Here is an 11,060-nt window from a genome sequence, read left to right as displayed (position 1 = left end):
GCTCACAACACCAAACTGGCTTTGCGCTCGCACCCCGGCAATCTGAGGGATGAGCATAAGGCGGTGAAAATCGCCTGCGCCTTCTCTTTCCGACAAATACAGAATGTCGGGACGAGCACGATCATCACTTTGGTTAGAGCCCAGCCAACACCAGCTTATCGCGGACACGAACAAGCAGAGCAATGCGATGCCACTCGTGCGCAAAGCTCGGTAGACGATCAGCGCTATCGTGTGCGTCACGGGGAACGTGAGTCAGGCAGAACTCCTGGCCTGTCCCACAAAGCGAAAACCGACGTGCGAGTTCATTGTGACACCTGGGGTATTTTCCGGCGCCACGGCATCGGTGTTGTCAAAGTTTGCCCGCAGGACCGCTCTGCCTGCCAAAACGTGGGCCGACATCGCCGCAAAAAGGGCTTGGTTGTTGCGGTCAAGGTCCAAAGACGACGGGATGATCTGGATTTTTTGTTTCATTCAGTAACTTTTCGGAGCCCTGCAACGTGCGGGGGCGTAGACCATCGTGGATTTCGCACTGTGGAGTGCGGACACTAGTGGTACGTTTCAGTTTGGTGCCCGGCGGTCAATTCCAACGCACAAACGGCTTGCCCGCACCTACACCAAAGCAGGCCCACTCCGTAAGATATGCCCATGAAATATAGATCTTCATTCGGCATCGTTTGTGATCATTCATCCGCGCAAAAAGTGGGTCAATGTCGTTCCGAGAGCGGCTTCACCCTGGTGGAGGTCTTGGTTGCGATTGTGGTTTTGGCCTTCGGTATGTTGGGGACTGTAGGGATGCAGGCATTTGCGATTCAGGCTAATCGCGACGCGCGACTTCAAGCTCAAGCCGTGGTTTTCGCCCGCGAGCTTGCTGAAATGATGCGAGGGAACAAGGAAATCGCCGTTAAGACCACGGCTTCTGCCAATCCGTATTTGGTAACTTCTATGACGATGGCGTCGCCAAGCTACTGCATGAGAGTTGCCAATGCTTCGACCGGTTGCACATCCACGCTGGATGTTGCCAGCGCAGAAATGACGGATTGGCTGGCTCGTGTGGCGGCTGAACTGCCTGATGCCCGTGTCACGGTTTGCTTCGATGGAGCGCCTTATGACTCCAATGGCCTACCTCAGTGGACTTGCAGTGCAACGGGTGCTGATGAAATCGTATTCATCAAAATTGGCTGGACACGGACGGGGACTGACAAGAGCCAGACTGGTAGTGCTGCTCTGGAAAGAGCGAGTGATAGCGGCAGCCGCCCTTACGTCGTAGTTCCTGTGACTGGTGGGAACGCAACATGATGAAATACTCAACTTTCCGCTCTTCTGGTGCGGCACAACGCAAAGAGAATCACCAAAAAGGCGTAACGCTTGTTGAGTTGATGGTTGCAATGGCGCTAGGCCTTTTGGTTGCACTTGCCGCCGCTGCTTCTTTACTGATTTCTCGCCAAGGTTTTACTGCTGTGGATGCTGCCTCGCAGTTGCGCGATAACGGGCGTTATCTGCAAAGCCTCACCCAGCGCCTTGGCGTACAGGCGGGTTATAGAGATATTAAGTTTGCAACGGATACGATTGCCAAACCAAACCAAGCGTACGGCGCTAGTGCTCCTCCTCCCAATATCTTTGGTTTGAATAATGCATCTCGTACATCCACCGCTACGTGGGATGCGGGTACTACGCGTACTTCGGGACAGGTCGGCTACGGCAGCGATATCCTAGTGCTCCGCCATCAGACTAGCTCATCGACTCCAGATGCGGCGACCTCTGATGGCACCATGATTGACTGTGCGGGTGTGGCATCTACAGCTGTCCCCACTGGACTTGATGACAAGCTGGTTAGTATTCTCCACGTGGGCGTTGGATCAGACGGTGAACCCTCGCTTCTATGTTCTCGGTCAGACACTGGAGCGGCTCCTTATGATGTGCAGCCGATTATCTCTGGTGTCGAGAATTTTCAAGTCCTCTACGGGGTGGATGGTATTGGGCCAGGTAATACCACTGTCCCTATTCCTGCCGCTTCAGCAGATTCTATTCCTGAGCGATATTTACGGGCGGATCAGTTGACGGTTGCTGGCAATGACGCTGCGACTTATGCCAACTGGCAGCGTGTCAGAAGCATCCGAATTGGTGTCGTGCTGCGCGGACCACGCGGGTCCGCTGTTGATAGTGCCAGTCAAACTTTTTATCCACTGGGGATTTCCAAGGGCTCGGGTGGCGGTACCGCAGGGTCTGGTTTTGCTAACAATTCAACAGATCCCGGCACAGAATATACCCCCACGGTGGATAGCCGCTTAAGACAAGTTGTCACCTTTACAGTGCATCTGCGAAATTTTCAGGGTGAGTACTGAAATGGCAAAAAAACATTTTCAACAAAAATATCAAGCGCCAATTAATCAGCGGGGTCTCTCGTTGATTGTTGTAATGCTGATTCTCATTGTGGTTTCGGTGCTCGGGGTGGGGGATACAAATTTCAATGATGGGTGAGCGGGGAACTCGAAATGACAGGGATATGCAAATCGCCTGGCAGAGCGCTGAAGCTGGATTGATAGATGCAGAGTTTGATATCGAGGGGCTTCCAGTTGCATCGTCAAACAAGAGAAATACGATATTTAAACGAGGTGACGTTGATCTGGCGAAGTTTATTGATAACTGCGGTGATTCGGGGCAAAGTATTGGATTGTGTGGTCTCAAAGAAACTGGAAAGCCCGCTTGGTTAACAGTTGATTTCACCGCAACAGGTACCGGCGCCAAGGCGGTGGAATTGGGCACCTATACCGGGCGGGATTTTCCATCGGGTGTTAAAGGCATTCAACCAGCCAAACCGCCCCGTTATGTGATTGAGCCGATTCTTGATAGGTTTGGGGTTAAATCGTATAGAACCACCGACCCTACCGCCGGCTCTGGTCCCTCTTATGTGTATCGGGTTACTTCTATGGGTTTTGGGCCTAATGGGGAAACACAGGGAGTGCTCCAGATGATTTATAGAAATTGAGCGGTGAAATCATGATGTTGAATTTTCCCAAAAATCTGAATGTTGCTGTTGTGGAAACGCTTCGAAAAATTCGAGGTGTTATTCCCCACTCGCGTACCGCATACTTTGCGTGGGGTTTGGCTCCACTCGCTATTGCTGTTTCTTTCGTCGCAATTGGGAGTGGAACTCCTCCATCCATCCCTGCCATTGCGCTAGCCAACGAGCCTCTGTACGCTGCAGTTGTGGTGGATAAGCCAGCGATGGCACTTGCCCTTTCGGTTGAGTTCCCCACTGTGGGTGCGCAATACACTCCAGGTGGAAGTACGGATAGCACTTACGACGTCGCTAAAGAGTATCTTGGATACTATGACGCCGAGAGTTGCTATGCATACAATGACGCCCCCACAGAAACACCGTCTGGCACGCAAACAATTGCAGATTTTAAAAGATTTGATCGTGTGGGTGCAGCTACCGGCCGCAAATGTACAAACGCATTCAGTGGCAACTTTCTAAATTGGTCATCGAGTTCAGCCATTGACATGCTCCGTCTGGCGTTGTCTGGTGGTGATCGTTATATAGATACTGCATCTTTGACTATTTTGCAGCGAGCGGTTATTCCCAACGGCGATCCAACTTGCATGTGGAATAGTTCAAACTTCCCGGCAAAACGGTTGTTGAAGGACGGTGGTGGTGCGGGTACCTATTGGGGGGCTGTGCCGACCGCCATGATCACTGCTGCAAACGGCAATGATATATATGTTGCCAATACACTGAATCGCATTTATTTTGGCACATCCCAAACGGGGGGGTGTGGTAACACTGGTGCTTATATTCTGGGTGCTAGCTCCGCTTCTACAGCAATTGGTCCGATTTCCGATCAGGCCGTCAACCGGCCAGGCAGTTCAACACTGTGTGCTGCTGAAAATGGAACGTGTAGTTTCACTGGGGTGAAAGAGGTTTGGTACGGCGCAAAATCCGGGGGAACCAACAAATGGAAAGTTGCACCAGCGTATAACGGGGTCTCTTGCACGAATGCTGTTTTTGGAGACCCGTGGTCTGGAGTGGGAAAGAGTTGCTATATTTCCGATTACACTGGATCTTGGACCCCTCCAACCTCTAGCGCGGCTTTGAATTCCGACGGCTTTTTCTATGCTCGGGTACAGGTCTGTAATGCCTCGTCTGGAACCTTGCAAGACTCTCGCAATTACAATTTTTGCAAGCAATATCCCAATGGAAACTTTAAGCCTACCGGTGTGATTCAGAAGTACAGCGACCAAATTCGTCTTGCCGCGTTCGGTTATCTTTTAGATCAAACGGCAAGTTATGACGCTGGTGGTCGGTATGGTGGTGTTTTGCGGGCTCCCATGAAGTATGTGGGTTCCAAAACCTATAGTGTTACTGGTCAGGATAATACGCCTGCTGGAGGAAATGCTAAGGCTGAGTGGAATGCGAATACCGGAGTTTTCTATGATAATCCAGATTCTAATGTCTCTCCCGCGATCAGTGGGGTCATAAATTATTTGAATAAATTCGGTCGAACCGGGCCCTCGCCTGGTGTTTACAAGAAATATGACCCAGTGGGCGAGTTGCATTATGAAGCGCTTCGTTATCTGCAAGGACTTCAACCTAGTGCAGATGCGATCAGTGGGACTATCACAGCAACTATGGCAGACGGTTTCCCATATTTTACAACTTGGACCGATCCATATGGAGATGGGCGTAGTAATACTAGTGATTACTCGTGTGTGAAGAGTAATATCGTTGTTGTGGGTGATATTAATACTCATGATGGAAATCGACTGCCGACCGCCAGCGCCTCTGGGAATGTTCCAGATATTAATTACTGGCGAGGAATTGTTCAAAAATTCGAAAAGAATACCGTCGGAACTTATCTGGATGGGCAGGGGAATACTCAGAGTATTGCAAATCCGAATACTGCAAATAATAGTGTGCCCTCTGCTACGAGTACAAGTCAAATCATGGGTTCTGCATATTGGGCCAGAACACACGACATCCGGGGAGCCGGTTGGACTGCTGATACAGCCAAACAACGGCCGGGACTCCGGGTGAAGACTTTTGTTTTCGATGTGAATGAGTATGGTGCACAGAATAATGACACCACACGCCGGACGGCTAATCAGTTTTTTATGGCGGCCAAGTATGGCGGTTTTGAGACTGATCCAACTAATCCAGGGCAAAAGCCATATAATGTAAAAGGAAATCCTTTTAAGGATCAAAATAATGTAAATAATAATAATGTCTGGCAAAAAACCGCAGAGCCTGGCGAGGCAAGCACTTACTATGTGTACAACACTGCTAAGACGTCGCCGGCGCGTGAGGTGCTCACTGCATTTGATGAGATTTTCAGCAGGGCATCTACCAGCGCACGAAGTGTTGCCGGTGGTGGTTTGAGTACTGGCAGCAAAGTGACCAGTAATTCGGTTTCCTATTCCGCTAAATTCGACACCAGCAATTGGAGTGGGGATGTGGTTGCCGAACCTATCACTCAAGACGCAAGTAATAACTTGGTTATTGGTACGCAGCTTTGGAGTGCTGCGCAGCGGTTGGACAACATGATTTCACCTGCTGCTAACCGCAAGATTTTTGTGGGGCGTGTGGGCGCTACATCTAGTACTACCGCCACTGCCTTCACATGGGGTGCGATTGATGCAACATTGAAAGCCCAGCTTGACAAGGCGAGCCCGACCGCGGCTTCAGATGGTTTGGCTGCAGACCGTCTTGCCTATCTTCGAGGGGACCGGACGAAGGAGGGTGCGCCGTTCCGGGTGAGGAGTTCTTTGTTGGGCGACATTGTCAACTCTAATATTTCGTACTCCGGGGCTCCTTCCAAGTCATTCACTGGCACGGGATATACCGCGTTTCGTGCTGCCTATGATTCACGCACCGCCGCCGTTTTTGCTGGGGCTAATGATGGTATGTTGCACGCATTCAACGCTACTACGGGCGATGAGTTGTTTGCTTATATTCCAAGTTGGCTTGGGCGTAATTTATCAGCATTGACAGATCCTACTTTCGCTAACAACCATCAAAATTATGTAGATGCTCCCTCCGTAGTCTCAGAAGCGCAGGTAGCCAACAGTGGCGCAAGCACTGATTGGAAGACGGTTCTCGTGTCCGGAACGGGTGGTGGCGGCTCTGGGGTGTTTGCGCTTGATGTATCTAACCCTGCTAACTTCAGTGCGTCCAATGTCATGTGGGAGTTCACTCGTGCCGATGATGAAGACATGGGGCAAGTTGTGGGTGAGCCCAAGATATTAAAAATTAAAACCAGTGGAACAAGTGCAACGGTTACCTATCGCTGGTTTGCTGTAGTCGGTAGTGGGGTAAATAATTATGTCCCTGATGCTGATAACAGGTTTAGCTCTACAGGTAAGCCAGCGCTTTTTCTGCTAGCCCTTGATAAGCCTTCTGGGGCCGCTTGGTCACTCGGCACCAATTACTACAAGATATCGGTACCTACTGATTCATCTTTGGCTTCGGCCAATGCCACTGGTTTGACCAACTTTAGTGCTTTGTATGGTACCCAGGGTGAGATGACAGACATCTATATGGGTGATCTTCATGGGGCTCTATGGAGACTCAAATTCGCCGGAAAGGAGCCCGCAGACTGGAATATGGACAAGCTGTCTTATTTTGATAAAGGTAGCGCGGGTAGTCCGATTCCTTATCCGTTGTATATCGCTCGAACAGGTGATGCGACGCCCAAAGTTCAACCGATTTTCGCAGCGCCAACGCCTTTCGCGGGGCCGATTGTTGGAGGGCTGGAGTCGTTTTATGTGGTGTTTGGAACTGGTAAATACCTTGAGTCCGGCGATAATATATCTACGACCACCCAATCGGTATATGCGGTATATGACAATGGTGCTACGACAGCGGATAACTCCCCGGCCAGTGCTAGCGTGATCACAGGTCGTGGACGTCTGCAGGCCGGGACGGTAAATACAACCACCAAAGTGATTACGGTGAGTGCATTCAAATGGGGGCGGCCATCAACGAACGCCGATATGACGAGCCGTGCAGGGTGGTATTTTGATTTACCTGTTGCAGGGGAAAGAATCGATCAAGCTGCACTTGATTTAGGTACTTTGTATGCTGCTATCAACTCCAAGATTCCTGGCTCTACCTCGGCTGGTGCTGGCTCATGCTCCAATACTCTTGGTAGTGGGAATCAATATTTCTTGAGCATCAACAGTGGCGCTGGATCGTACGTGCCATCTAGCCTTGGCTTGCTTGGCCCTCCGGTATTGTTATCTAGTGATTCGGAAACAGTCGTCACCCCATCGGACAGCACTGGAAGGCGTGTTCGCACAACGACACTGCGCCGCTTCACACAGGCGCAGAGCGGTATCGACACCAGCGCGCCTCCTGTCACAACGAAAGAAACGATTGGGCGTTTGAACTGGCGGCAAATTTTTAATTATCAAGATATGAAGAATGCGCCATGAATAGATCTAGAAAATATTCCGTAGGGTTCACGCTGATCGAGCTCATGATTGTTGTGGCAATTATTGGCATCTTGGCTGCTGTTGCTTATCCCGCTTACACTGACTCGGTTCTTAAGGGGCGTAGAGCGCAAGGCAGGACCGCCGTGGCTCAGTTGCTGCAGCAACAGGAGCGCTATATTACTCAGCAGAATTGCTACCTTGGTTTCACCACGAACACGTCGACAGGTGTCGCGACCGCCTCCTCCCCTGGTTCAGCGTGTGGTGGGGTCACGGCGGCGTCTGTGCCTTTCAAGACTTTTTCGGGAGACACTTTAGCCAATTCTCACTACATATTGAGTGCAGACGCTTGTCCAGCTGGCGCAGGCACCCTTTCAATTGGAGATTGCGTCAGAGTTGTGGCAACGCCCGTCAAGGCTGATCCTAAAGTTGGTGCTTTGCAGATGACTACTACCGGTACGAAGTCCTGCACGGGTACATCCGCATCAACAGACCCTAAACTTTGTTGGCCATGATGATGAAAATTCGTAGCTCTGGCTTTACGCTCATTGAACTGATTGTCACTATAGCTATTGCGGCTGTATTGGCCAGCCTTGCTGTGCCTAGCTTCATTCAATACCAGCGCAACTCAGAGCTTACTTCGCTGACCAACTCGCTTTTGGCTGCAGTGAATGCCGCGAAGGGTGAGGCAATGAAAACTGGCAAAAATGCTTTTGTTGTTCCTAAGGGGACGGGCTGGAATAGCGGTTGGTTAGTATATGTGGATATGAATCGTGATAATTCCTACACAGAAGGAACCGACGTTGCAGTTCAGGCCCAGAATGCCCCGAAGAGCTATTTTGATATCTCTGGCAATAGCATTGCTTCAGGCTCAAGTCCTTATATTAAGTTCGATAATTCTGGGTATTCAATAGACAACAGCGCATCGCCAGTAGCATTAAGTTTAACCATCGCCCGGACAGATACACCAAGTTCAAGTGCTTTAGAGGAAACCCGGCGTGTTGTGGTAGCTCGTACCGGCCGAGTAAGGACATGCAAGCCCAGCACAGATACAAGCTGCACAAGTTCTGCGACTCAGTGATTTAATTTGATTTCGTTGCGACTGGGTAGATTCAGCTGGTTATGTCATAAATGTATTCGGTTTGTTTGACGAAGTAGCACTGTAGTCGATTATTGGTAGCATTGGGTTGCTACAGTCTAAGGGTTCTCTTACAGATTCTCTGAGCGGTCTGATGGCACAGCGCTGAAACCAAGGTGATATCCAAATGAAGCAGTCAGCCTATGCTTGGGCGACACTGCTGAGCCTACGTCTGAGGACAAGTTCACCGACATTATTGAATCGGTGTTCCTGTACTGAAACGATCTGGCAAATAACGTTCAATGCCCTGTAGAGCGGGTGTTGAGGCCGGCCGCCGTTTGCGGTGGGCATTTTTCTGTGTACTTTATTCATGCCGTAGTTGCGCACGCCCAGTGCCTCGGCGCTGGAAGAAGCACTGCGCGACGTGCCAGCTTTTCGGGAGTTTGCCGGTATGATCCAATAGGATGATTAGATCGCCAGCAAGTCGAGAATGCTGCGCTAGGGCAAGTGTCTGAAGTGCCTCAAGCTTCCCAATCAGAACTCGAACACTTCAAATGTTCTGCTGCAGGCCAGGGAAGTGCAACTACAAGCGGGCGCGATGTCGGATGTCATGCCCATTGCAGTTCCCAGCTCGACCAATATCCAAATCAGCGTGCGAGATTGAGATGTCTTGATGCGGGAAGATCAGTCAGTGATACCTCGTTATCAAGGCGCATATTGCTGGGGATTCGGAACCGAAGCGCATAGTGCGATGCACCGCTGGAAGAGTGCGCGACTTGGTGGAGGCAAATACACCGTTCCACGGGCAGGGGGCTGGTGTCTGTGAGGATGAGAATTGCCAAAGGCTGGGCACCCGACCCAATGCAAACCAGCACTTACCATTGCAAGTACCCGTGGGTCGCGGTAAGTGCAAGGCGCTGGACAGGGCACGCAATGGGGATGCTTTGCTGGAGTAGTACGAGAAGACCTTAAGCCATATCCGAGCCTAGTTTGAGCATCCCTTTAGATTGCCCAAGCAAGAGTTCGAGTACCTGAATCTGCGCCACAGGAGGTTCAAGAAGAACACAGTGCAGATCGTGACGCTGTTCCATCTAGGCAATCCCTGGATGGCGCGGCATCAGCAAATGGCCTGTTTGAGGTCGGTGCGCGTGCAAGGGGCGCGAAGCCCGACATAGCGGCAATGTCCCCCTGCGCTGCGCACGATTGGATGCTGGGCGCGCGCTTAGGTCGCCAATACTGAGGCAGTATTAGTTCGTGCAGCGCTACGGAGTGATCACAACCAATCTGTGAAGAGAGTCGTTTGTGTGATCTCTGCCGGCAGCGATTCGCAGCCAATCGCTGACTTAGGTCAATCGTCTGGCGCGGCACTGTCTTGAAATCAGGCACCCCCTGCCTCAAGTTCAGTGCAATTCGGAGGATATAGACCATGCGTCTCGACAAATTCACCACCAAGTTCCAGGAAGCCCTGAGCGATGCCCAGAGCATTGCCTTGGGCAACGACCACGCCTACATCGAGCCCGTGCACATGCTGGTGGCCATGCTCAAGCAGGACGATGGCCCCAAGGCGCTGCTGCAGCGTGCAGGTGCCAATGTGCCCGGCCTGCTGGCGGCGGCCGAGGCGGCCGACTGGGCGCCGGTCCCCGATCAGCATGGACCAGGTGCAGGGCGGCCCCGAGCTGGGCCGTGTGCTGCAGGCCACGGAGAAGGAGGCCATCAAGCGCGGCGACCAGTTCATTGCCAGCGAGCTGTTCTTGCTGGCCGTGATCGACAGCAAGGGCGAGGCGGCAAAAATAGCCAAGGACAACGGCCTCACGCGCAAGAGCCTGGAGGCTGCCGATTGAAGCCGTGCGCGGCGGCCAGAAGATGGACAGCGCCGAGGCCGAAGGCCAGCGCGGTGCCCTGGCCAAATACTGCATGGACCTGACCGAGCGCGCCCGCCTGGGCAAGCTCGACCCGGTGATCGGTCGCGACGATGAAATCCGCCGCGCCATCCAGGTGCTGCAGCGCCGCACCAAGAACAACCCCGTGCTCATCGGCGAGCCCGGCGTGGGCAAGACCGCCATCGTTGAGGGCCTGGCCCAACGCATTGTGGCTGGCGAAGTGCCCGAAAGCCTCAAGGGCAAGCGCGTGCTCTCACTGGACATGGCCGCCTTGCTGGCGGGGGCCAAGTTCCGGGGCGAGTTTGAAGAGCGCCTGAAAAGCGTGCTGAACGAGCTGGCCAAGGACGAAGGCCAGACCATCGTCTTCATCGACGAGTTGCACACCATGGTGGGCGCTGGCAAGGGCGAGGGCGCGATGGACGCGGGCAACATGCTCAAGCCCGCGCTGGCCCGTGGCGAGCTGCACTGCGTGGGCGCGACGACGCTCGACGAATACCGCAAGTACATTGAGAAGGATGCGGCGCTGGAGCGGCGCTTTCAGAAGATTCTGGTGGGCGAGCCCACTGTGGAGGCCACCATCGCCATCCTGCGTGGCCTGCAAGAAAAATACGAAGTGCACCATGGCGTGGACATCACCGACCCCGCCATCGTGGCCGCGGCCGAGCTGAGCCACC

The 11,060-nt window shown here is 52.4% G+C and carries 7 protein-coding genes and 1 pseudogene; 7 read left to right on the top strand and 1 reads right to left on the bottom strand.

The window, feature by feature from the left end; genetic code table 11:
- Positions 1 to 252 precede the first annotated feature (252 nt).
- Positions 253 to 471 (bottom strand): hypothetical protein, encoded by a 219-nt coding sequence (locus tag ACQ66Q_RS20845; RefSeq protein ID WP_430458587.1) that lies wholly within the window; start codon positions 469 to 471, stop codon positions 253 to 255.
- Between the two features lie 174 nt (positions 472 to 645).
- Between ACQ66Q_RS20845 and pilV the strand changes: the two genes are divergently transcribed.
- The 7 genes and pseudogenes from pilV to ACQ66Q_RS20810 form a co-directional block, all read left to right on the top strand.
- Entirely contained in the window at positions 646 to 1,296 is a 651-nt protein-coding gene (gene pilV, locus ACQ66Q_RS20840; protein WP_430458586.1) for a type IV pilus modification protein PilV, read from the top strand.
- Positions 1,293 to 2,342, top strand: coding sequence for a PilW family protein (locus ACQ66Q_RS20835; RefSeq protein WP_430458585.1), 1,050 nt, complete (start codon positions 1,293 to 1,295; stop codon positions 2,340 to 2,342). The genes pilV and ACQ66Q_RS20835 overlap by 4 nt, the downstream gene beginning before the upstream one ends.
- 161 nt (positions 2,343 to 2,503) lie before the next feature.
- Positions 2,504 to 2,986, top strand: coding sequence for a pilus assembly PilX family protein (locus ACQ66Q_RS20830; protein ID WP_430458584.1), 483 nt, complete (start codon positions 2,504 to 2,506; stop codon positions 2,984 to 2,986).
- Between the two features lie 11 nt (positions 2,987 to 2,997).
- The gene (locus tag ACQ66Q_RS20825) at positions 2,998 to 7,431 is read left to right on the top strand and encodes a pilus assembly protein (RefSeq protein ID WP_430458583.1); all 4,434 of its coding nucleotides are present in this window, start codon (positions 2,998 to 3,000) and stop codon (positions 7,429 to 7,431) included.
- On the top strand, positions 7,428 to 7,943 hold the full coding sequence (locus tag ACQ66Q_RS20820; protein ID WP_430458582.1) for a type IV pilin protein: 516 nt from the start codon (positions 7,428 to 7,430) through the stop codon (positions 7,941 to 7,943). The genes ACQ66Q_RS20825 and ACQ66Q_RS20820 overlap by 4 nt, the downstream gene beginning before the upstream one ends.
- Positions 7,940 to 8,509, top strand: coding sequence for a GspH/FimT family pseudopilin (locus ACQ66Q_RS20815; RefSeq protein WP_430458581.1), 570 nt, complete (start codon positions 7,940 to 7,942; stop codon positions 8,507 to 8,509). The genes ACQ66Q_RS20820 and ACQ66Q_RS20815 overlap by 4 nt, the downstream gene beginning before the upstream one ends.
- A 1,423-nt stretch (positions 8,510 to 9,932) precedes the next feature.
- A pseudogene (locus ACQ66Q_RS20810) lies at positions 9,933 to 11,060 on the top strand (Clp protease N-terminal domain-containing protein); the annotation flags it as partial.

It is taken from the genome of Rheinheimera sp., assembly GCF_965283995.1.
Lineage (GTDB): Bacteria > Pseudomonadota > Gammaproteobacteria > Enterobacterales > Alteromonadaceae > Pararheinheimera.
The sequence above is the reverse complement of the archived record's forward strand: the minus strand, read 5'-3'. Positions and strand labels throughout refer to the sequence as shown.